The sequence below is a fragment of the Streptomyces sp. NBC_00400 genome, from assembly GCF_036048035.1.
In the GTDB taxonomy this organism is placed as follows: domain Bacteria; phylum Actinomycetota; class Actinomycetes; order Streptomycetales; family Streptomycetaceae; genus Streptomyces.
Genome location: NZ_CP107940.1, coordinates 4,413,510 through 4,435,498, shown reverse-complemented (window position 1 = coordinate 4,435,498; position 21,989 = coordinate 4,413,510). Strand labels below are relative to the sequence as shown.

Sequence of the window (21,989 nt, the reverse complement as noted above, 5' to 3'; positions counted from 1 at the left end):
GTGTGTGAACGAGCTCTACGGGCGACGCAGCGCGTCGGCCCCGCCGACCCCGGCGGTGAGCGTCTGGACGCCGTCCACATCGGACGTGGTCCCGCTCGCGGTCTCCGACTCCAGGAGGTGCTTGCCCAGCAGCCCCGGGTCGGGCAGCTCCATCGGGTACTCGCCGTCGAAGCAGGCGCGGCACAGGTTCGGCTTGGCGATCGTGGTCGCCTCCGTCATGCCGTCGATGGAGATGTACGCGAGCGAATCGGCGCCCAGCGACTTGCCGATCTCCTCCACGCTCAGCCCGTTGGCGATCAGCTCCGCGCGGGTGGCGAAGTCGATGCCGAAGAAGCACGGCCACTTGATCGGCGGGGACGAGATCCGGATGTGGACCTCGAGCGCACCGGCCTCGCGCAGCATCCGGACCAGGGCGCGCTGGGTGTTGCCGCGGACGATCGAGTCGTCGACGACCACCAGGCGCTTGCCGCGGATGACTTCCTTGAGCGGGTTGAGCTTGAGCCGGATACCGAGCTGGCGGATGGTCTGCGAGGGCTGGATGAAGGTCCGGCCGACGTAGGAGTTCTTGACCAGGCCGGAGCCGTAGGGGATGCCGCTGGCTTCGGCGTATCCGACGGCGGCGGGCGTGCCGGACTCCGGCGTCGCTATCACCAGGTCGGCATCGGCCGGCGCCTCGGCGGCCAGCTTGCGGCCCATCTCCACCCGGGAGAGGTACACATTGCGGCCGGCGATGTCGGTGTCCGGGCGGGCGAGGTACACGTACTCGAAGACGCAGCCCTTGGGGCGGGCCTCGGCGAAGCGGCTGCTGCGCAGACCGTTCTCGTCGATGGCGACCATCTCGCCGGGCTCGATCTCCCGGATGAAGCTGGCGCCGCAGATGTCGAGGGCGGCGGTCTCGGAGGCGACCACCCAGCCGCGCTCCAGGCGGCCGAGGACCAGCGGGCGGATGCCCTGCGGGTCGCGGGCGGCGTAGAGCGTGTGCTCGTCCATGAAGCAGAGCGAGAAGGCGCCCTTGACCTTCGGCAGGACGCGCGGGGCGGCCTCCTCGACGGTCAGCGGTTTGCCGTCCTCGTCGACCTGGCCGGCCAGCAGCGCCGTCACCAGGTCGGTGTCGTTGGTGGCCGCGACCTGGGTCGCCCGGCCGCCCTCGCGGGGCAGCGCGGCGACCAGATCCGCCAGCTCGGCGGTGTTCACCAGGTTGCCGTTGTGGCCGAGCGCGATCGAGCCGTGCGCGGTCGCACGGAACGTCGGCTGGGCGTTCTCCCACACCGAGGCACCGGTGGTGGAGTAGCGGGCATGGCCCACGGCGATATGGCCCTGGAGGGAGCCGAGCGAAGTCTCGTCGAAGACCTGGGAAACCAGGCCCATGTCCTTGAAAACGAGGATCTGGGAGCCGTTGCTCACCGCGATGCCCGCGGACTCCTGTCCACGGTGCTGCAGCGCATACAGCCCGAAATAGGTGAGTTTGGCGACCTCTTCACCCGGAGCCCAGACACCGAAGACGCCGCAAGCGTCCTGGGGGCCCTTCTCGCCGGGGAGCAGGTCGTGGTTGAGTCGTCCGTCACCACGTGGCACGCCACCGAGTCTAGGGCAGGTCGCGCATTCATCCGAACCGGGGATGGCCGCGAAACTGGATGAGTGCATGAATGAGGGGCCGCACGGCTTGACGTGCCCACGCCTCGCGGCGGGTGGCTCAGGGCCCCGGCGCACCTCGGATCCCTTGGCTCACCTGGCGTGCCGCCGGGTGCGGGGTCCCCGGCGCCGGCCGTGTGGATCTTGCGGTGTGGGGGCGCGTCCCGCTCCGTGTGAGATGCGCGACGCCCCCCGCGGCCGCGATCAGCGGGGGTGACGGGGCGCCGCCCGCGTCGGGTGCGGGTGCCGGGCCGGCCGCCGTCAGCTCAGCACGGGCAGATACCCACTGATATCGGCCCGCTCACCGCCGGCGCTGACCGTCGCCGCGTCCAGCGCCTCGGCCCAGGACGTACGGCCGGTGGCCAGCCGTATCCAGGTCAGCGGGTCGGTCTCGACGACATTCGGCGGGGTGCCGCGGGTGTGCTTGGGGCCCGCCACGCACTGCACCACGGCGAACGGCGGAATCCGCAGCTCCACCGAACCGCCGGGGGCCCGGTCCGCCAGGACGTCGGCCAGCAGGCGGGTGGTGGCGGCCAGGGCCTGGCGGTCGAAGGGGATCTCCAGGCCGGTCGCCGCCGCGAGGTCGTCGGTGTGCACGACGAGTTCGAGACAGCGGGTGACGAGGAAGTCGGCCAGCGGCATCGCGCCGGGCAGGACCGGCACCAGCCGGTCGTCCGGCTCCCGCTCGACGACCTCGGCGAACTCGGCGGCGGTGCGTTCCAGCAGCTCCACGGGGTCGTGCGCGTCGGCCAGGGCGCGGGTGCGCGCGTCGACGTCAAAGGCGCGCGGCGCGGCTGCCGACGGCCACTCCGGCAAGGTGGCCTCCGCCCGCTCCGGCACCGGCCGCTCAAGACTGCGCGCCACGCTCCCCACGGCCATGGACAGATGCGCCGCCAGCTCGCGCACCGTCCAGTCGCCGAGCCGGGTCGGCAGCGCCAACTGGCCCGGCTCAAGGGCGCGTACGGCCTCCTGGACGTACGCGAGCTGGGCCGTGACGGCGCTGCGGGTCTTCTTCGGGTCGTACCGGCGGGGGCGCGGCTTCCGGGCGGCAGGAGGCATGTCCGTCAGCCTACGAGGCGGCACTGACAGGTGCCGCCGAATCCGCGAGACGGCCGCCGGGCTGCCGGCGTTCAGCTCGCCGGTGCCGTCCGCGGCGCCGCGGCCTCGAAGGTCTCGCCGCCCCGCGGGACGCCGACGCCCTGCCAGGTGAACGGGACGCCCTGGGCGGTGACCGGGTCGGCGGCGTCCATGAGCTGGAAGTGGACGTGCGGCTCGCTGCTGTTGCCGGAGTCGCCGCACTGGCCGAGGGTTTCTCCGGCCCGCACCCGGTCGCCCGTACGCACGGTGAGCGAACCGCGGCGGACATGGGCGTAGAGCGCGTGGACGCCGTTGCCCAGGTCGAGGATCACATGGTTGCCGAGCAACGGGCGGGCGCCGCCGAGCGCGCGGGCCGGTCCCTCCAGGGCGAGCAGGTAGACGGCCGCGGGCCAGGACGTGCGGCTGAGATGGTCGCGGCTGCCGTCCTCGGCACGGACGACGGTGGCATCCGCGACGGCGAGCAGGGGCGCGCCGAAGGCCGGGAAGTCCTCGTTGCGGCGGACCAGGGGCCACCAGCCGAAGGCGGGCCTGGAGTCCGGCTCCGGTTCCGCCACGATGTCGATCGCGTACGCCTGCCCGTAGGCCCGTGTGCCATGGCTGGGCACCTTGTCGGCGGGGCTGTTGAGGGCCTTCCAGCGGCCGGCGACCGGAGCGGCGACCGCCACCGGCTCGCGGGCCGGGCCCGTCGCGCCCTCCCCCTCCGCGCGGGCCGCCCGGCGGTTCACCCCGAACCCGATGAGTATCCAGAGGCCCAGGGGAACCCAGCCCCACCAATACGGAATGTCGGCGAAGAAGCTCGCGACGACGATCACGAGAAAGATCAGCAGGCAGGCGCGTGCGGCGTTCCTGGCGAGCTTGCGTTCCGTGGTGGACTTCATTCCGTCTCCCCCGTGAGGTCGTGTGGCCGGGCGTCAGCACCCGGCGGCGGTCAGCATCACCAGCAGCGGTACGACGCGGCCGGCCGGAACCTCGTAGCGGCCGCGGGCGGCCGTCTGGAGCCAGCCGGCGGCGGTCAACTGCCGCAGGTGGTGGTAGATCTGGCCGGTCGTGCCCGTGCCGTCGAGCTCGGTGAGTTCGGCGGCGGTGCAGCGGCCGCCGAGGATCTCGCGCAGCAGCCGCAGCCGCAGGGGCTGGCCCAGTGCGGCGAACGACTCTGCGGCGGCCGCCCAGTCGTCGTCCAGCAGGACGTCGGTGGCCAGGCCGTACTGCCACTCGTAGCGCAGCCCGGCAGGCGTCCGTACGGCCCCGGTGAAGAGCACTCCGCCGTTGTCGGCGCCGAGTTCGGCCCACTGCTCCTTGAGGCCGCGCAGCGCCCACAGCTCCTCGTCCGGCTCCCGCTCGGGCGCGGAAACCGGAGGGCGGGCGGCGGACCGTTCCAGCGCGGCCAGCCGCCGTTCCACCTCGGCCAGCCGCTGCTCCAGATCCATAGTCAGAGATTACGTAAAGACGTAATTCATGGCAATGGCTGCCGGTGCGGGAAGGAGTGAGAACGTACGAGCAGGTGCGGGAAGACGGCGACGGCCCGTCCCCATGGCGGGAACGGACCGTCGGACCGTCAGTGGCGCGGCGCGGCGCCCGGGCTCCGTCTCAGGCGATCAGGCCCGGGATGGTCGCCTCGTGCGCGTCCTTGAGCTCGCTCAGCGGGATGCTGAACTGCCCCTGGACGTCGATCTCGGCGCCGTCGACCACACCGATCCGGGTGGCCGGCAGCCCCCGCGCACCGCACATGTCGGTGAAGCGGAGCTCCTCGCTGCGCGGCACGGCCACCACGGCCCGGCCCGCCGACTCGGAGAAGAGCAGCACGAAGGGGTCGAGACCGTCGGGAACGACGAGGCGGGCGCCCTTGCCGCCGCGCAGGCAGGACTCCACCACGGCCTGGACCAGACCGCCGTCGGAGAGGTCGTGCGCGGCGTCGATCATGCCGTCGCGGGAGGCGGAGATCAGCACCTCGGCCAGCAGCCGCTCGCGCTCCAGGTCCACCTTCGGCGGCAGACCGCCGAGGTGGTCGTGCACCACCTGCGACCAGGCCGAACCGCCCAGTTCCTCGCGAGTGTCACCCAGCAGGTACAGCAGCTGGCCCTCGTCCGCGAAGGCGATCGGGGTACGGCGGTTCACGTCGTCGATCACGCCGAGCACGGCAACGACCGGGGTCGGGTGGATCGCCACCTCGCCGGTCTGGTTGTAGAGCGACACATTGCCGCCGGTGACCGGGGTGCCGAGGGTCTGGCAGGCGTCGGCGAGACCACGGGTGGCCTCGGCGAACTGCCACATGACCGCCGGGTCCTCGGGCGAACCGAAGTTCAGGCAGTCGGAGACCGCCAGCGGCTTGGCGCCGGACGCGGCGACGTTGCGGTAGGCCTCGGCCAGCGCCAGCTGCGCGCCGGTGTACGGGTCGAGCTTGGCGTAGCGCCCGTTGCCGTCCGTGGCGAGCGCGACGCCGAGGTTGCTGTCCTCGTCGATCCGGACCATGCCGGCGTCCTCCGGCTGTGCGAGGACGGTGTTGCCCTGCACGAACCGGTCGTACTGGTCGGTGATCCACGCCTTGGAGGCCTGGTTGGGCGAGGCCACCAGCTGCAGGACCTGCGCGCGCAGCTCGTCCGCGTTCGCCGGGCGGGCCAGCTTGGCCGCGTCGTCGGCCTGGAGGGTGTCCTGCCAGTCGGGCCGGGCATACGGGCGCTCGTAGACCGGGCCCTCATGGGCGACGGTGCGCGGCGGCACGTCCACGATCTGCTCGCCGTGCCAGAAGATCTCCAGCTGCGAGCCCTCGGTCACCTCACCGATGACGGTCGCGATGACGTCCCACTTCTCGCAGATCTCCAGGAAGCGGTCGACGTTCCCCGGCTCGACGATCGCGCACATCCGCTCCTGCGACTCGCTCATGAGGATTTCCTCGGGCGAGAGGGAGGAGTCACGCAGCGGCACGGTGTCCAGCTCGACGCGCATCCCGCCGGAGCCGGCCGAGGCCAGCTCGCTGGTGGCGCAGGACAGCCCGGCGCCGCCGAGGTCCTGGATGCCGTCGACCAGGTCTTCCTTGAAGATCTCCAGGGTGCACTCGATGAGCAGCTTCTCCTGGAAGGGGTCGCCGACCTGGACGGCGGGGCGCTTGGTGGGCTTGGAGTCGTCGAAGGTCTCCGAGGCCAGCACGGAGACACCGCCGATGCCGTCGCCGCCGGTGCGGGCGCCGTAGAGGATGACCTTGTTGCCCGTGCCGGACGCCTTGGCGAGGTGGATGTCCTCGTGCTTCATGACGCCGATGCAGCCGGCGTTGACCAGCGGGTTGCCCTGATAGCAGGCATCGAAGACGACCTCGCCGCCGATGTTGGGCAGGCCCAGGCAGTTGCCGTAGCCCCCGATGCCCGACACCACGCCCGGCAGGACGCGCTTGGTGTCGGGGTGGTCGGCGGCACCGAAGCGCAGCGGGTCCACGACGGCGACCGGGCGGGCACCCATGGCGAGGATGTCGCGGACGATGCCGCCGACGCCGGTGGCCGCGCCCTGGTAGGGCTCGATGTACGAGGGGTGGTTGTGGGACTCCACCTTGAAGGTGACGGCGTAGCCCTGGCCGACGTCGACGACACCGGCGTTCTCGCCGATCCCGACGAGCAGCGCGTCGTTCTCCGGGGCCTTCTCGCCGAACTGCTTCAGATGGACCTTGCTGCTCTTGTAGGAGCAGTGCTCGGACCACATCACCGAGTACATGGCGAGTTCGGCGCCGGTGGGACGGCGGCCGAGGATCTCGCGGATGCGCTGGTACTCGTCCTGCTTCAGGCCAAGCTCGGCCCACGGCTGGTCGGTGTCCGGCGTCTCGGCTGCGTGCTTGACGGTGTCGAGAGTCATGAGGCGTTGACCAGCTTCTTCAGGATCGAGGTGAAGAATCCGAGGCCGTCGGTACGGCCCGTACCGATCAGCGGCTCCACGGCGTGCTCGGGGTGCGGCATGAGGCCGACGACATTGCCCGCCTCATTGGTGATGCCGGCGATGTCGCGGAGCGAGCCGTTGGGGTTGCCGTCCAGGTAGCGGAAGGCGACCCGGCCCTCGGCCTCGAGCATGTCGAGCGTGCGCTCGTCGGCGACGTACCGGCCGTCGATGTTCTTCAGCGGGATGCTGATCTCCTGGCCGGCCGCGTAGTCCGCGGTCCAGGAGGTCTCCGCGTTCTCCACCCGCAGCTTCTGGTCGCGGCAGATGAAGTGCAGATGGTTGTTGCGCAGCATGGCGCCGGGCAGCAGGTGGGTCTCGGTGAGCACCTGGAAGCCGTTGCAGATACCGAGGACCGGCATACCGGCCCTGGCCTGCTCGATCACGGTCTCCATCACCGGCGAGAACCGGGAAATGGCGCCGGCCCGCAGATAGTCGCCGTACGAGAAACCGCCGGGCAGCACCACGGCGTCGACCTGCTTGAGGTCCTTGTCGCGGTGCCACAGCGGCACCGCTTCGGCACCGGCGACCCGGACCGCGCGCTGGGTGTCGCGGTCGTCGAGCGTGCCGGGGAAGGTAATGACTCCGATCCGCGAGGTCATGAGTCGACCCGCACGGTGAAGTCTTCGATGACGGTGTTGGCGAGGAAGGTCTCGGCCATCTCATGGATGCGAGCGAGGGCGGCGTCGTCAACCGGACCCTCCACCTCAAGTTCGAAACGCTTGCCCTGACGGACGTCGGCGATCCCCTCGAAGCCCAGGCGTGGCAGTGCGCGCTGCACCGCCTGCCCCTGCGGGTCGAGGATCTCCGGCTTGAGCATGACGTCGACTACGACGCGTGCCACTGGCACTCCCGGTGGTGTGGTGCGTAAGGCGGTGTCCTCACAGTACCGTGTTCGAAAATCTACGCGCATAGATATGCGGGTGGCCCGATCACGGTCCGGTATCGGAAGGAGTGCAGCTCAGGAAAAATTCTCGAAAAGATCCGGGGTCCGGATTGCGGGAAGACACGCTGACGAAATTAACTGGGCTTCACAATGCAATGCCCATCGCTGTACAAATGAAAAAGCATTGATCCCAATCAGCCGGATCCGGAGCATCACCCCACGTCAACAAGGGGTCGCTCCACGAAAGGACCGATATCCGTGGCGCAGCGCGTAGTAGTAACGCTCTCCGATGACATCGACGGAGGAGAAGCCGCAGAGACGGTCGCCTTCGGATTGGACGGGAAGTCGTACGAGATCGACCTCAATCCAGCCAATGCGAAGAAACTGCGCGGTGCTCTCGCCCCGTTCGTCGAGGCCGGCCGCAAGCGGGCCAAGTCCGGCAAGGCCTACCACCGGACCGCGGTGAACCCCGACCCCGCGGCCGTCCGCGCCTGGGCGCGGTCCCACCAGATGGACGTCCCCCCGCGCGGCCGGATCCCCAAGAAGGTCTACGAGGCCTTCAACACCGCCAACCACTAACCGACTTCAGCTCGTCCCCCGGCCCGGGCACAGCCGACTTGCACAGCACCCCTACTGATCAGCTAGAGTCTGGAACACGCCGAGGGGCGAGGCCGAAAGGCCGGACCTCACGGAGTCACGCGGGTGTAGCTCAGTAGTAGAGCGCCCTCTTTCCAAGAGGGAGGCGCAGTGTGCAATCCCTGTCACCCGCTCTGACAGCTCGACCGTTCCCGGTCACGGGATCAGGTACAGTAGCTGTCGCGCCGCTCGGTGAAAGCCGGGTGGATGCCTGCGGACGTAGCTCAGTTGGTAGAGCGCAACCTTGCCAAGGTTGAGGTCGCGAGTTCGAGCCTCGTCGTCCGCTCGGAAAGAGAAGACCCCGGTCATTGCGACCGGGGTCTTCTTCCTTTTCCGGCGATCATGTCGCACCCTCCGCGTTCCCTCTCTGTCGCGCCCTCCCCCTTCCCTCCCTTCCGGCGTTGGCAACTGACATTTGTCATCGGCTGCGATGACAGGACGCACTGCCCGGAAACGCGATCCGGCGAAACGCTGGACTCATGAACATCGGGGAGAAAGCCATCGCGGAGGCCGGCCGCGGCGTCGCCGGGAGCACCGGCTCCGGCGTCGGCGTGATCGAAGTCACCGAACTCCGCAGGCGCTACGGCGCGGCCGGGCGGCGTGGGAAGGAGACCCGCGAGCCGGGCGGGCGGAGCAAGTCCGGAGGGCGGGCGGAGGGGCGCAGCCGGCCGGGCGGGCGGAGCCGGTCCGGCGCGCAGGAGAGCTATGAGGCCGTGAGGGGCATCGACTTCACCGTCGACCGGGGCGAGCTGTTCGCGCTGCTCGGCACCAATGGTGCGGGCAAGACCTCCACCCTCGAACTGCTGGAGGGGCTGGCCGCGCCCACGTCCGGGCGGATCCGGGTCCTCGGCCATGATCCGTTCCGGGAGCGGGACAAGGTGCGGCCCCGTATCGGCGTCATGCTGCAGGAAGGCGGATTCCCCGCCGAGCTGACGCCGGCGGAGACCCTGCGGATGTGGGCGGGGTGCACCACCGGGGCGCGCCCGGTCGAGGAAGCCCTCGGCTCCGTGGGACTGGACCGGCGCAAGGACGTCCGGGTCAAGCAGCTGTCCGGCGGCGAGCGGCGGCGGCTGGATCTCGCGCTCGCGCTGCTGGGGCGGCCCGAGGTGCTGTTCCTGGACGAGCCGACGACCGGGCTGGACACCGAGGCGCGTCATGCCACCTGGGAGCTGGTCCGCGAGCTGCGGGACTCCGGCACCACCATCGTGCTGACCACGCACTATCTCGAGGAAGCCGAGGAGCTGGCGGACCGGCTGGCGATTTTGCACGGCGGGCGGATAGCGGCGGCGGGATATGTCGCGGACGTGGTCGCCGCGCATCCCTCGCACCTCTCCTTCGAGCTGCCCGACGGGTTCCATGCAGGCGATCTCCCGCCGCTGGGGGAACTGGGAGTCATCGGCCATGAGACGACCGGGCGCACGGTCCGGCTGCGGACGGACGAACTGCAGCGGACCGCGACGGAGGTGCTGGTCTGGGCGCAGGACAAGGGGATAACGCTGCGCGGACTGGACGTCAGATCCGCGTCCCTGGAAGAGGCATTTCTGCACATCGCAAAGGGGCTGGAGAACACATGAGTGCAGGTACAAGCCAAGCTGTCGGCGATGAGCGGGGCAGAATTCCCGCGGAAACCCGCACTGCCGGCCGTCTGCGCGCCCTGGGACGGGCCGAGTTGACGCTTCTCGTCCGCAACAAGTCCGCGCTGTACACGTCGTTGTTCCTCCCGATTGTGATGGCGTTCGCCATGCGGCAGGGGGTCGGTTCGATGAATCTGGCCGGCACGGGGCTGTCGGTCGGCACAGTGCTGTTGCCCGGCACTCTCGGCTGCGTTCTGGCCTTTGCCGTCTACTCCAACGTCACCGCCGCCTATGTCGCCCGGCGCGAGGAACTGGTGCTCAAGCGCCTGCGCACCGGAGAACTGCGGGATCTGGAAATACTGACCGGCACCGCGCTCCCCTCGGTGCTGATAGGGCTGGCGCAGTGCGTGCTTCTCGCCGTCCTCGGCGCGCTGGTGCTGGACACCGACCTGCCCACCGCACCGCACCTGCTGGTCGCAGGAGTGCTGCTGGGCATGGTCACGGTCGTCGGGCTCGCAGCGGCAACCTCCGCCTTCGCGAGGTCGACCGAGTCCGCTCAGCTGATCGTGATGCCCTTCATCATGCTGTCGCTGGCCGGGTCCGGGGTGATGGTCCCGCTGGACATCTTTCCGGAGCGGATCGCCGCGTTCCTCGGATTCCTGCCGCTGTCGCCTGCGATGGAGCTGATACGCGGCGGCTGGACCGGCGGCGGGGGTCTCAAGGAGACGGTGGGGCAGCTGGTCACCGGCTTGGCCTGGGCCGGGCTCGCGCTGTTTGCTGTGCAGCGGTGGTTCCGCTGGGAGCCGCGGCGCTAACGGCGCAGGAGATCGGGCAACGGGGGCGGGCAGCGCATGATCGGACAGCTACGGGCGATGTGGCGGCGGCGGAGCCAGGTGGGCATGGTCGAGGCGTACTTCCGCTGGACGCTGTACGCCATTCCCTGGCTACCCGTGATCGGCGGGGTGATGCCCGTCATGAGCATCACCGGCGGCAACCCGTTGCCGGTCACCTTGGCCGTCGTCGCCAGTGGGCTGAACGTGGTTCAGGGCGCGCTGGCCGTCCCGTTGTTGAACCGGGCGTTGAACCGTTATCTGCAGCTGGGGGCGACACCGCGCGGCCTGCTGCTCGTCTCGGGTGTGCTGACGCTCGCCGCCGGGATCGCGCTGGTCATGCTGATCGCGGTCAACGGCCTCGGCCATGGCGAACATCTGGCCACGGTGCCCATCGCGATCGGCGCCACCCTCACACCGTTCTTCATGGCGCACTGCCTGGTGGTGTCCAAGCGGAGGTTCCTGGCAGCGCTGGCCGCCGCCACGATGGGGCTGATCCTGCTGCTCGGGGTGCTCACGGGCTCCTGGCTGGGGGCGCTGGCGATGGCGAGCCTGCCGGTCTTCGCCGGCCTGTGGAGCTTTGTGATAGCGCGGCCCACGGGCTGGATGCTCGGTGTGGTCCGGAAGCTGGACGCGGCACGCGGCACCGAGGCACGGCTCGCGGTCGCCGAGGAACGGCTGCGGTTCGGCCGGGATCTGCACGACGTCATGGGCCGGAATCTGGCGGTGATCGCCCTGAAGAGCGAGCTGGCTGTCCAGCTCGCCCGGCGGGAGCGGCCGGAGGCCGTGGAGCAGATGGTGGAGGTGCAGCGGATCGCCCAGGAGTCCCAGCGCGAGGTACGGGAGGTGGTGCGCGGTTACCGCAAGGCCGATCTGCGGGCGGAGTTGGCCGGGGCCCGCTCCATCCTGCGGGCGGCCGGGGTGGAGTGCCGTATCGAGGGCGAGGACGAGACGCAGCTGCCGCCGGAGGTGGAGTCGGCGCTCGGCTGGGTCGTACGCGAAGGCACCACGAACGTTCTGCGGCACGCCGCCGAGGTGCGGCACTGTGCGGTGCGGACGCTGATCGATCGGCACCGCTCGGTACTCGTGATGACCATGGAGAACGACGGTGTCACCACCCACCTGCCGGTCACCACCGGGGGCGGCCCGCTGCCCGGCAGCGGCCTCAAGGGACTGCGGGAACGGCTGCAGCCCTTGGGCGGCACCCTGGCTTCGGGCCCGGTCCCGCAGGGCTCCTACCGTCTGACGGTCGAGCTGCCGATACCGATGGGGGCGGTGACGGGGTAGGGAGGGGTGAGGGTGCGGATGACGCGGGTGAAGGGCGCGGGGCGGGGGCAGGGGTTCGGCGCAAGGACTTGGTGCGGGGATTGCTGCGGTGCGGGGATCTGGTGCGGGGGTTCGGCGCAGGACTCGACACGGGGGTCGGCACGGGGGGGCGGCACGGGGTTCATGGTGGGCGGAGAGGTGGGGCGGCGGGTGAGTGACGGGGTGCGTGGCGAGGTGATCCGGGTGTTGCTCGCGGATGACGAGCATCTGATCCGGGGAGCGCTGGCGGCGTTGCTGTCGTTGGAGGACGACCTGCTGGTGGTGGCCGAGGCGGCGTCGGGACCGGAGGCGCGGGCGATGGCCCGGGCGCACGGGCCGGATGTGGCGGTGCTGGATCTGCAGATGCCGGGGGCGGACGGTGTGGCAGTGGCCACATCTCTGCGGGGTGAGGTGCCGGGGTGCCGGTCCATGATCGTGACGAGCCATGGCCGGCCGGGGCATCTGAAGCGGGCGCTGGAAGCCGGGGTGCGGGGGTTCGTTCCCAAGACGGTGTCGGCGCAGCGGCTGGCGGAGATCATACGCACGGTCCATGCCGGAAACCGTTATGTGGACCCGGAGTTGGCGGCGGATGCGATCAGTGCCGGGGAGTCTCCGTTGTCGGCCCGGGAGGCGGAGGTGCTGGAGTGCGCCGAGGACGGGGTGCCGGTCGCGGAGATCGCGGAGCGGGCCTCGCTGTCGCCAGGGACGGTGCGGAACTACCTCTCGTCGGCGACCGCGAAGCTGGGTGCGGAGAACCGTCACGCCGCGGCGCGCCTCGCCCGCGAGCGAGGTTGGCTATAGTGGTGCCCGCACCGCGCGGCGGCGACTGGTTCCAGGAGCTGTGCACGGAGCATGCGGACGTAGCTCAGTTGGTAGAGCGCAACCTTGCCAAGGTTGAGGTCGCGAGTTCGAGCCTCGTCGTCCGCTCAGAAGGAGAAGGCCCCGGTCGGCAGTGATGTCGGACGGGGCTTTTTCGTGTGCGCGGCACCTGTTCTCCGGCCCGGGTACGGCCCGGGCCGGAGACGGGCTCACGCCCAGCTGAGGCCGGTAAGGCGTTCGTAGGCCTCGACGTACTTGGCGCGGGTGCTCTCGACGATCTCGTGCGGGAGGGCGGGCGGCGGCAACTCGCCCGTACGGTCCCAGGCCGCGGCGGGAGAGGTCAGCCAGTCGCGGACGAACTGCTTGTCGAAGGACGGCTGGGCGCGGCCCGGCTGCCACAGGTCGGCCGGCCAGAAGCGCGAGGAGTCGGGCGTCAGGACCTCGTCGGCCAGGGTCAGCTGCTCACCGTCGAAGCCGAACTCGAACTTGGTGTCGGCCAGGATGACGCCGCGCTCGCGGGCGATGTCGCGGGCCCGGCTGTAGACGGCGAGGGTCGTCTGCCGGAGCTGGGCGGCCACCTCGGCGCCGGTCTGGTGGACGACCTCCTCGTAGGAGACGTTCTCGTCGTGGTCACCGACGGCGGCCTTGGTGGCCGGGGTGAAGATCGGCGCGGGGAGCTCGGAGCCGTCGACGAGGCCTTCGGGGAGGGCCAGGCCGCAGACGGTACGGGTCTGACGGTATTCGGCGAGGCCGGAGCCGGTGAGGTAGCCGCGGGCCACACACTCGACGGGGACCATCCGCAGCGACTTGCAGACCAGGGTGCGGCCCGCCCAGTCGGCGGGAGCGCCCTCCGGGACGTCGGTGGAGAGGACGTGGTGGGGGGCCAGGTCGGAGAGCTGGTCGAACCACCACAGGGACAGCTGGGTGAGGATGCGGCCCTTTTCGGGGATCTCGGTGGGCAGCACCCAGTCGTAGACGGAGGTGCGGTCGCTGGCGACCATGATCAGGTCGCCGGCGGCGTTCTGGTAGAGGTCGCGCACCTTGCCGGTGTGCAGGTGGGTGAGCCCGGGAACCTCCACCGGCTCAGGCTTTTCTACAAAACCGGGCACGCTTCCTCCGCGTAGGTTGATCCAGGAGTCATACCGATTCTCCCTTACGCGGGCCGGTGGTGGCGGACGGGGGGCCGGGTACGCCGGGGAGCCGGGCGTCAGACGGCGGGAGCCGGGCGTCAGGCGGCGGGAGCCGGGCGTCAGGCGGTGGGGCGGGCACCCTGGCGGGCACCCCGGCGGGCGATCAGCGCGAGAGTGACCGCGGCCGGGACGACCACCGCGAGCAGCACCGTGGCCGGGGCGAACAGGCCGGTGAGCAGCGTGATCGCGTACGGGGTGCAGAAACCCAGGTAGCACAGGGCCCAGAAGCGGGCGGTCAGGCGGGCCAGCCGGTCCGGGGGCGCAAGGGCGGCGACTTCGGTGAGGCCGTATGCCACGCACAGTCCGTATCCGGCGCCGAGGACGGCGGCGGCGAGCAGTGCGGCGTCCGGCCGGATGCGGGCGACCGCGAAGGCGGCGAGGAGCAGGCCGGCGATGACGGCGGCGAGTCCGGCCACGGCGGTGGCGATGCGGTGGCGGGCGGCGAGGCGTCGGGCGAGGGGTGCGACGAGCAGGCCGGCGCCGGGGGTGACGGCGGTGACGATCCCGGCGTACACGGTCTGCCAGCCGGTGAGCCCCGCATCGACGAGCCCGGGGAGGGTGGCGAGGGCGATGCTGGGGGCGACGAACACCCAGGGGGCGACGGGGGCGACCAGGCGGCGGAAGGCCGGGCCTGGGGCGGAGGCGGGGCCTGGGGCGGAGGCGGGGGCGGGGGCGGGGGACGGTTCCGGTGCGGGGCCGTGCGGCGCAGGGGACGGTCCGGGTGCGGGTGCGCCGGACACATGGCCGGCCCCCCGACTGCCGGTGCGGGCCGTTTCCGGTGCGCGGGACGCCAGGAGCGCGGCTGTCGCGGAGAGGGCGAGGTGGGGCAGGTATGCGGTGATCATGGGCGCCGGGGCCCACTGGGCTATCAGCGCCGCCGCCAGCCCCCCGGTGGCGAAGCCCGCGGAGAGGAAGAGTCCCGAACGGCGGGCCGCGGCGCCGGCCGTCGAGTGGGTGTCGTAGGGAGGCGAGGACAGCTCCTTGATCCAGGCGCCGCCGGCGCTGAGCAGGGCGCCGGCCCCGATACCGGTCAGGAAGCGGCCGGGCCACAGCAGGCCGGTGGCCACCGAACCCGCCATCAGCAGCACGGTCGCCAGCGCGGAGAGGGCGAGAGCGGCGAAGACGACGGGGCGGCGGCCGCGGCGGTCGGCGGCCGGACCGCCCAGGAACAGACCGGGGATCAGGCCCAGGACATAGACGCCGAAGAGGGCGGTGGTCGTGGCCCCGGTCAGACCGAGGTCCGCATGGTAGGCGCCGAGGAGGGCGGAGAACTGATTGGCGCTCCAGCCCGAGGCGGTCATCACCCAGCCCGTGCGCAGCCAGTGGCGGTGACGGATCGGACGGTGGGTGGTCCGGGAGGTGGCGGGAGGTGCCGTGGTCGTCATGGAACGTTTTGTACGGGCCGCGCGGGCCGTGGCGCCTCCCCCGTTCAGGAAAACTGAACGGCCCCCGGTGGCGGCGCGCGTCCGGAATTATCGTGGACCGCATGGATCTGCGGCGGCTCTCCTCCTTTCTTGCCGTGGTCGAGGAGGGGCACTTCGGGCGGGCGGCGGCCCGGCTGTTTCTGTCTCCCGCGGCGGTGACCGGCCATGTACAGCAACTGGAGCGGGAGTTCGGCACCCTCCTGCTGGAGCGCAGCCCCGTGGCGCCGACCGCGGCGGGGCGGCGGCTGGTCTCCCACGCCCGTACGCTGCTCGCCGCCGCCAACGCCGCCATGGACGATGTGGCGGACGCGGCACAGGGGACGGCACCGGCCCGGCCACTGCGGGTCGGCGTCATGGGGCACGGGTCGGCCGAGGTGACCCCGGCCGCGATCAGCGCCTTCCGCCGGGCGCGGCCCGACGTCCCCGTGTCGCTGGTGCAGTTGACCTTTACCGAGCACTGCAGTGCGCTGCGCGAGGACCGGGTGGACGTGGCGTTCGTGCGGCCGTTGGTCCGGAGTGCGGAGATCGAGGCCGATGTGCTGACGACCGAGCAGCGGATCGTGGCGGTGCCGTCGGCGTCCTCGCTCGCGGACGCCGCGCACGAAGGGGTGCGGATGGCGGACGTCATCGACCTGCCGTATCTGCGGCTGCCCTCGCACACACCGCAGCCCTTCGCCGATTACCTGTACTTCAACGAGGGCCAACGGCGCGGCTTCGACTACGCGCTGACCCCGCAGGATGTGCTGACGAGCGTGGCGGCGGGGCGGGGAGCGGGCTCGGGACTGAAGTCGTTCGCGCGCTACTACCCGTGGCCGGGGGCGGTGTTCGTACCGGTACTGGATGCGCCATGGGCGCAGAGCGTGCTCGCCACTCGCGCCGGGGACCCGAATCCGGAGGTGCGGATCTTCCGGGCGCTGACGGTCGCGCTGGCACGGGAGTTGGGGCCGGCCGCCGCGCGGTAACGGGCGGCCGCCGCGCGGTAGCGGGCCCCCGTGGGCTCAGTCGCGTTTGCAGATGCGGTCGAGGAGGTTGGCGGTGGCGCGTTGGATGCGTTCGTCGACATGGCCGGGGCGGTCGAGGGCGGGGGACCAGGCGAAGGTGCCGGAGGCGAAGACCCAGGCGCCGCTGGGGGCGCGGTAGAGGGAGGTCTCCTGATGACGGCGGGCGCCTTCGCTGTCGCGGTAGGGGGAGTGGGCGAGCAGGATGCGTTCGGTGTGCTCGGGGAGGCTGGTGCGCGGGAAGTAGCGGTCGGCCTCGCCGGCGACCAGGCCGGGGAGCTCGTCGCCTTCGTGGGCGCCGGTGGCATCCCACAGCCAGTGGCCGCCGTTGCGTACGACCATGGGGGCCGGCTCGGGGACCCGGCCGGCGTACTGGATGCCCATCAGCCGCTGTTCGGGGTTTCCCAGCTCCCGCCAGAGCGCGGGACGTCCGGGGCCCTGCCGCTTGCGGCAGTGGAGCAGCGCGTCCGGCCCCGAGGGCGTGGGGGAGAGATCGACCTGCCAGTACATGGTGTTGGCGGAGAGGAAGACGAGGGAGGTGCCGTTGTCGCGGGCGTGCTCGACCGTACGGCGCATGGGCACCGACCAGTACTCGTCGTGGCCGGGGAAGACCAGGCCGCGGTAGCGGGACGGGTCGACGCGTCCGGCGTGCAGATCGCGGGCGTCGGCGTAGGCGAGGTCGTAGCCGTAGCGCTCGGCCCAGCGGATGAAGTCGTAGGCATGGCCGACATGGAGGGGCAGTCCCGCGCCGGCGTAGGGGCGGTCGAAGGAGACGGTGGTGGCGGCGTCCGCTTCGCCGAGCAGTGCACCCTCCTCGTCCCAGGCGTGGTAGAGGCTGGCGCCGGTCCGGCCGTCCTCCGGGTAGAGGTTGTAGGCCTGCCACGTGATGTCGGGCAGCAGCAGGAGGAGGTCGGCGGGCTGGTGGTCGCGGACCGTGAAGGGGATGTGGGAGCGGTAGCGGCCGTCGGCGGTGGTGAGCACGGCGACATAGGCGCCGAGCTGCCAGGACATGGGGACCTGCAGGCGCCAGGAGAGCCACCAGTGGTGGCAGGAGGCCGTGCGGTCGGCGGTCAGCGGGGGCGGCTGGACGATACCGGCCAGGCGGGGGCTGTTGGTGATCTTGGAGGCACCGGCGCCCCGGTAATGGCCGATGCGGTAGATGTCGATGTTGAACGGCTGGGGCGGGTCCACCGAGACGCGGAAGTCGATGGCCTCGCCGGGGGCCACCGCACCGGGACCGGCGAAGCCCTTGATCTGGCGGTGGACGTCATCGGCGGTACGCGGCCCGTTGTGCTTGCCGGGGTCCCGCACCGGCAGTGCACCCTGGGCGACGGCGGGGTCGACGTACCAGGGAATGATGCGGCCGGAGTCGAAGTAGTTCTCGCTGCCGCGCAGCCAGGGCAGCGGGCCCTGCCCGAACGGGTCCGTGACCGCGTGGGCGAGCGCACCCGACTCCCAGCGCCTGATCTGATCCGTCGCCACCTTCACTCCCCTCCCACATCCCCCATCGGCCGCAGCCGATCGAGCCGCTACTGCGTCCGGCCGGGTGAACCCGGCCGACCATCCCTCAGCACATCACATTACGCACTCACTTCGTCACCCTTCGTCGTGAATTTAGAGGGTGCAGCCCCCGAAATGCGAACTGGAAGGGAACATTCAGCCGGTGGTGCGGGAGGTACGGGACGAGGCGTCCGGCCCCCGCCCGGCGGATAAGTGCGGCTTTGAGCGCGGCTTTGCCTGCGGCCCTGAGCACGGCTCTCCGGTCATTCCGATCATTCCGCTTGCCCGGGCCGTTCCGGCTGCTCCGGCTGCTCCGGTCGTCCCGGCTATCCCGGTCGTTCCGGTCATACCAGCCGGACCGGCTTCTCGGGGCGTACGCCGACCGTCGTCAGCCAGCCGCGAAGCGGCTCCGCGTCGCCGTCGTCGACCAGGCTGAGCACCGGGCGGCCGAGGTCGGCGCGGCGCGCGCCGTCGACCAGCAGCGCCGGACCGTCGAGCCAGTCCAGGCCGGGGGCGGCGCCCGCGGTGTCGACGGCGGCACAGCAGACCATGGCGGTGACGTGGTCGGCGAGGAGTTCGCGGCCCGTACGGGGCGGCTGCAGCGGGAACAGCGGGAGGCCGCCCTCGGACACCATGCCGTCGCCCCAGGCCACACCGATGCCGGCGTCCTGAGCCGCGCCGCAGCGGGCGGCCTGGCGGGCCGCTTCCTCGCGCTCCTCGCGCTCGACCTCCGCGCCCAGCCGGGCGGCGACCAGATCGCCCGCCCGCTCGTCCTGGACGAGCCGGTCGATCACACGGGCCAGGGTGGGGCCCGGAGCCGGTGCGGCCGGCGGGTCGTCACGGCGGCCGGCGGACGACGGGCCGACGGCGGGGCGGTCCGCCGGGTGGTGGCCCGCGGGCGTACGGGGGGAGGAGCGGGCGTACGAGAGGGGCGGGGCGCAGGCGGGGTCCGGGGCCGCCGGAGTGGGCGGGGCCGCCGGGAGCGGGGTCGCCGGGAGGTTGTCGAGGACGCGGTGGAGGCGGGCGGCCTCCAGGCGCCATTTGCGGTCCACGACCTCCTCCGGGTACTGGCTCCAGCCGACCGGCGACCAGTCGGGCCCGGGCTCGGCCGGGCCGCCGTGGAAGAGGCGGGCGGCCAGCAGGGAGGCGGCGCGGTCGATGGCGCCCGGCTCCTCCAGGAGATCGCAGGCCGGGCGCTCGCCGAGACGGGAGGCGAAGCCGTTGGCCAGGCGGTCGCGGCGGGAGAGTTCGGTGAGCGCGGAGACCACTCCGGCGTCCAGCCGCGACGGCCAGCGGCCCATCCGCCAGGCGGGCAGCGCCACCCGGGTCAGCAGCCGGTCCCAGCCCGCGTAGGCGAGGCCGACCTGCTCCTGGGCAACGATCCGCAGGCCGTAGTCGACGGTCTGTGCGCGCTCGGAGGCGGCGGCGGCGACGGCGCGCTCCATGATCGTGGCGTGTTCGCGGCCGGCCCGCAGCAGCAGTCGCGCCACCCGGCCCACGAAGCGGAGCGGGAGGGCGCGCAGCGGGCCCCGGGCGCGGGCCGATACGGCGACGGCAGCATCCAGGCCACGGATGAAGCGGCGGGCGGCCGCTATGTCGGGGTGAGCGGACGGGCCGGTGCCGGCGACGACCGGGGCCAGCAGGGCGCGCAGCTCGGCGACCCGCATCCACCACAGGAAGGGCGAGCCGATGACCAGGACCGGCGCCTCGGCCGTCCGGCGCCCTTCGCGCGGCGCCGCTCCCCTGCCGCGGCGCGGCGGGCCGTGGGCACGGTGCGTACGGTCCTCCAGCCAGCTGTCGCAGTCCGGGGTGAGCGCTATGGCCGAGGGTGCGGGGACCTCCAGGCGGTCGGCGAGATCGCGGACCAGGCGGTAGAGATCGGGGGCCGATTTCTCGGAGATCGGCACGGACGGGCTGAGCGCGGGTCTGGCGCGCGCGACGACGGCCGTGACCAGCGCCGCCAGGAGCAGGCTGAGCACCGCGAGACCGCCGGCGATCCAGCGGGCCAGATCCCAGCCGGCACCCGCACCGAGGTGGCCGGTCGCCCGGCCGGTGAACAGCACCACGGCCACGGCCGCCGGCAGCAGCGCGACGGCCAGCGCCGTGCTGCGGATCCGCAGCACGGCAAGGGCGCGGGCACGCGCCGCCAGGACGCCTGTTTCCGGACTTGCCACGAGCCTGTACACCCCCTGCTGTCCTGATGGAGACGGACGGAGAGAACACGGGACGGACGTACGAGAATTGCGCGGTGAGTGGAGCGAGGGCACTCCACCACCACTGTGGCACCGGCCACTGACATCGCAATGCCGGTGAGCCACTTGCCGGACGCCGCCGCGGCAGCCGTGCCGGATTCCGGCCCGGTGACCACAGGACGCTTGCGCCGCACCTTAGTTGGGGGTGTGGGCCTCGTCAGCCGTATACCTGGTGCGGTCACTCGATGGAATGGCTTTGGGCAAAGCCGGGAACCCGCGCCCGGCGGGTATGGGCCGTGGACGCTTCGGCCCGGTCTCCACCGAGAGGCCTGGGGCATATGTCACGGTATGTGGCATATGCCCCAGGAGAGATGTCACCCAAGAGGCCACCGAAAACGGGACCGGCCTGCCCCGCCGGCCCGACCGGCGGGGCAGGCCTGGACAGGCCCAGGGGGGAGGCGCCCCCTACGCGCCCTGTGTCCCCGCCGCCGCGTCCGCGTCCGCGACCTTGGCGGCGATGTCCGTGCGGTGCTGCGAGCCGTCCAGGGAGATCCGGCCGACGGCGCGGTAGGCGCGCTGCCGGGCGGTGGTGAGGTCGGAGCCCGTGGCGGTGACGGACAGCACCCGGCCGCCCGCGCTGAGCACCGCGCCGCTCTCGTCCCGCTTGGTGCCGGCGTGCAGGACGTACGCCTTGGGGCCGTCCTGCTCCGCGACGTCGGCAAGGCCGTCGATCGGGTCGCCGGTGCGCGGGGTGTCCGGGTAGTTGTGGGAGGCGATGACGACGGTGACCGCCGCGCCGTCGCTCCAGCGCAGCGGCGGGAGGGTGGCGAGGGTGCCGGTGGCCGCGGCGTGCAGCAGACCGGCGAGCGGGGTCTTGAGGCGGGCGAGGACGACCTGGGTCTCCGGGTCGCCGAAACGGGCGTTGAACTCGATCACCCGCACCCCGCGGGAGGTGATCGCCAGGCCCGCGTAGAGCAGCCCGGAGAAGGGGGTGCCGCGGCGGCGCAGCTCGTCGACGGTGGGCTGCAGGACGGTGGCCATGACCTCGTCGACCAGCTTGGGGTCGGCCCAGGGCAGCGGGCTGTACGCACCCATGCCGCCGGTGTTGGGGCCCTCGTCACCGTCGTAGGCGCGCTTGAAGTCCTGGGCGGGCTGCAGCGGGACGACGGCGTTGCCGTCGGTGACCGCGAAGAGCGAGACCTCGGGGCCGTCCAGGAACTCCTCGATGACCACGCGGTCGCAGGCCAGGGCGTGCGCGCGGGCCGCCTCGACATCGTCGGTGACCACGACGCCCTTGCCGGCGGCCAGGCCGTCGTCCTTGACGACGTACGGGGCACCGAAGGCGTCCAGGGCCTCGTCGATCTCTTCCCGGGTGGTGCACACATAGCTGCGGGCGGTGGGGACGGCCGCGGCGGCCATCACGTCCTTGGCGAAGGCCTTGGAGCCCTCCAGCTCGGCGGCCTGGGCCGAGGGGCCGAAGACCGGGATGCCGCGGTCGCGTACGGCGTCGGCGACGCCCGCCACCAAGGGGGCCTCGGGACCGACGATGACCAGGTCGGCCTGCAGGCCGACGGCGAGTTCGGCGACGGCCGCGCCGTCGAGGGCGTTGACCCCGTGCAATTCGGCCACCTCGGCGATACCGGCGTTGCCGGGAGCGCAGTGCAGCGCGGTGACGTCGGGGTCGAGGGACAGAGAGCGGCACAGGGCGTGTTCGCGGGCGCCGCCGCCGATGACGAGGACCTTCACGGTGGCAGCCTAGACGAGAGCGCCGGGCGGCCGGACGTCGGCCGGGCCCGGGTGGCGGAGGAGCCAGGAGCGGCCGGAAACCGTGCGTCGCCGCGGTGGCAACTCTTTCGGGTGAGATCCCCGGCGGCCTTATATCCGATCCCGCCCCACTTCCGGGCGGAAAGAGCGTGATCGTGGGGCCGACGCCAGCCGTTCGGCGGTAGGAAGGGGCCGGGCGCAACGGTCGTCTCGTATGTCACGCAGG

The 21,989-nt window shown here is 71.8% G+C and carries 18 protein-coding genes and 3 tRNA genes; 9 read left to right on the top strand and 12 right to left on the bottom strand.

Annotated elements, in window-relative coordinates; translation table 11 throughout:
• Positions 1 to 15: 15 nt before the first annotated feature.
• The 7 genes from purF to purS all read right to left on the bottom strand — a co-directional run bounded on the left by purF (position 16) and on the right by purS (position 7,489).
• Complete coding sequence (gene purF, locus OHS81_RS19320) at positions 16 to 1,575, bottom strand: amidophosphoribosyltransferase (RefSeq protein ID WP_311625794.1); 1,560 nt, start codon at positions 1,573 to 1,575, stop codon at positions 16 to 18.
• A gap of 318 nt (positions 1,576 to 1,893) precedes the next feature.
• The gene (locus tag OHS81_RS19315) at positions 1,894 to 2,691 is read right to left on the bottom strand and encodes a maleylpyruvate isomerase family mycothiol-dependent enzyme (protein ID WP_328385978.1); all 798 of its coding nucleotides are present in this window, start codon (positions 2,689 to 2,691) and stop codon (positions 1,894 to 1,896) included.
• A 71-nt stretch (positions 2,692 to 2,762) separates the two neighbouring features.
• Positions 2,763 to 3,608, bottom strand: coding sequence for a M23 family metallopeptidase (locus OHS81_RS19310; protein WP_328385977.1), 846 nt, complete (start codon positions 3,606 to 3,608; stop codon positions 2,763 to 2,765).
• 33 nt (positions 3,609 to 3,641) lie between these two features.
• The gene (locus tag OHS81_RS19305; RefSeq protein ID WP_328385976.1) at positions 3,642 to 4,157 is read right to left on the bottom strand and encodes an ArsR family transcriptional regulator; all 516 of its coding nucleotides are present in this window, start codon (positions 4,155 to 4,157) and stop codon (positions 3,642 to 3,644) included.
• 160 nt (positions 4,158 to 4,317) lie between these two features.
• Positions 4,318 to 6,567, bottom strand: coding sequence for a phosphoribosylformylglycinamidine synthase subunit PurL (purL, locus tag OHS81_RS19300; RefSeq protein WP_328385975.1), 2,250 nt, complete (start codon positions 6,565 to 6,567; stop codon positions 4,318 to 4,320).
• Positions 6,564 to 7,247 carry a phosphoribosylformylglycinamidine synthase subunit PurQ gene (purQ, locus tag OHS81_RS19295; RefSeq protein WP_328385974.1) on the bottom strand — a complete coding sequence of 228 codons (684 nt, stop codon included), beginning with the start codon at positions 7,245 to 7,247 and terminating at the stop codon, positions 6,564 to 6,566. Before purQ ends, purL begins: the two co-directional genes overlap by 4 nt.
• Positions 7,244 to 7,489 (bottom strand): phosphoribosylformylglycinamidine synthase subunit PurS, encoded by a 246-nt coding sequence (gene purS, locus OHS81_RS19290; RefSeq protein WP_006604673.1) that lies wholly within the window; start codon positions 7,487 to 7,489, stop codon positions 7,244 to 7,246. Before purS ends, purQ begins: the two co-directional genes overlap by 4 nt.
• Positions 7,490 to 7,789: 300 nt before the next feature.
• Here purS and OHS81_RS19285 point away from each other — a divergent pair, with 300 nt between their 5' ends.
• From OHS81_RS19285 to OHS81_RS19250, 8 genes are all read left to right on the top strand, one after another.
• Positions 7,790 to 8,110, top strand: a complete 321-nt coding sequence (locus OHS81_RS19285; protein WP_328385973.1) for a histone-like nucleoid-structuring protein Lsr2 — start codon at positions 7,790 to 7,792, stop codon at positions 8,108 to 8,110.
• Positions 8,111 to 8,229: 119 nt separating this feature from the next.
• Positions 8,230 to 8,301 (top strand) — tRNA-Gly (locus tag OHS81_RS19280).
• A 79-nt stretch (positions 8,302 to 8,380) separates the two neighbouring features.
• A tRNA-Gly gene (locus OHS81_RS19275) sits at positions 8,381 to 8,453 on the top strand.
• Positions 8,454 to 8,646: 193 nt separating this feature from the next.
• The gene (locus OHS81_RS19270; protein WP_328385972.1) at positions 8,647 to 9,741 is read left to right on the top strand and encodes an ABC transporter ATP-binding protein; all 1,095 of its coding nucleotides are present in this window, start codon (positions 8,647 to 8,649) and stop codon (positions 9,739 to 9,741) included.
• Complete coding sequence (locus OHS81_RS19265) at positions 9,738 to 10,556, top strand: ABC transporter permease (protein WP_328385971.1); 819 nt, start codon at positions 9,738 to 9,740, stop codon at positions 10,554 to 10,556. The genes OHS81_RS19270 and OHS81_RS19265 overlap by 4 nt, the downstream gene beginning before the upstream one ends.
• Positions 10,557 to 10,592: 36 nt before the next feature.
• Positions 10,593 to 11,858 (top strand): sensor histidine kinase, encoded by a 1,266-nt coding sequence (locus OHS81_RS19260; protein ID WP_328385970.1) that lies wholly within the window; start codon positions 10,593 to 10,595, stop codon positions 11,856 to 11,858.
• A gap of 189 nt (positions 11,859 to 12,047) precedes the next feature.
• Complete coding sequence (locus OHS81_RS19255; protein WP_328385969.1) at positions 12,048 to 12,677, top strand: response regulator transcription factor; 630 nt, start codon at positions 12,048 to 12,050, stop codon at positions 12,675 to 12,677.
• Between the two features lie 53 nt (positions 12,678 to 12,730).
• Positions 12,731 to 12,803 (top strand) — tRNA-Gly (locus OHS81_RS19250).
• Between the two features lie 101 nt (positions 12,804 to 12,904).
• Here OHS81_RS19250 and OHS81_RS19245 read toward each other — a convergent pair.
• Together OHS81_RS19245 and OHS81_RS19240 are read right to left on the bottom strand one after the other, a co-directional pair.
• Complete coding sequence (locus tag OHS81_RS19245; protein WP_328385968.1) at positions 12,905 to 13,804, bottom strand: phosphoribosylaminoimidazolesuccinocarboxamide synthase; 900 nt, start codon at positions 13,802 to 13,804, stop codon at positions 12,905 to 12,907.
• Positions 13,805 to 13,944: 140 nt separating this feature from the next.
• On the bottom strand, positions 13,945 to 15,270 hold the full coding sequence (locus OHS81_RS19240; protein WP_328385967.1) for an MFS transporter: 1,326 nt from the start codon (positions 15,268 to 15,270) through the stop codon (positions 13,945 to 13,947).
• 101 nt (positions 15,271 to 15,371) lie between these two features.
• On the opposite strand from OHS81_RS19240, the gene OHS81_RS19235 reads away from it, so the two are divergent.
• Entirely contained in the window at positions 15,372 to 16,271 is a 900-nt protein-coding gene (locus OHS81_RS19235; RefSeq protein WP_328385966.1) for a LysR substrate-binding domain-containing protein, read from the top strand.
• 36 nt (positions 16,272 to 16,307) lie between these two features.
• Here OHS81_RS19235 and OHS81_RS19230 read toward each other — a convergent pair whose 3' ends face one another.
• The 3 genes from OHS81_RS19230 to purD all read right to left on the bottom strand — a co-directional run bounded on the left by OHS81_RS19230 (position 16,308) and on the right by purD (position 21,745).
• Positions 16,308 to 17,789 carry a N,N-dimethylformamidase beta subunit family domain-containing protein gene (locus OHS81_RS19230; protein ID WP_328385965.1) on the bottom strand — a complete coding sequence of 494 codons (1,482 nt, stop codon included), beginning with the start codon at positions 17,787 to 17,789 and terminating at the stop codon, positions 16,308 to 16,310.
• 362 nt (positions 17,790 to 18,151) lie between these two features.
• Positions 18,152 to 19,981: a hypothetical protein gene (locus OHS81_RS19225; protein ID WP_328385964.1), complete on the bottom strand. Its 1,830-nt coding sequence runs from the start codon at positions 19,979 to 19,981 to the stop codon at positions 18,152 to 18,154.
• Positions 19,982 to 20,464: 483 nt separating this feature from the next.
• Positions 20,465 to 21,745, bottom strand: coding sequence for a phosphoribosylamine--glycine ligase (gene purD / locus OHS81_RS19220; RefSeq protein WP_328385963.1), 1,281 nt, complete (start codon positions 21,743 to 21,745; stop codon positions 20,465 to 20,467).
• Between the last annotated feature and the right edge of the window lie 244 nt (positions 21,746 to 21,989).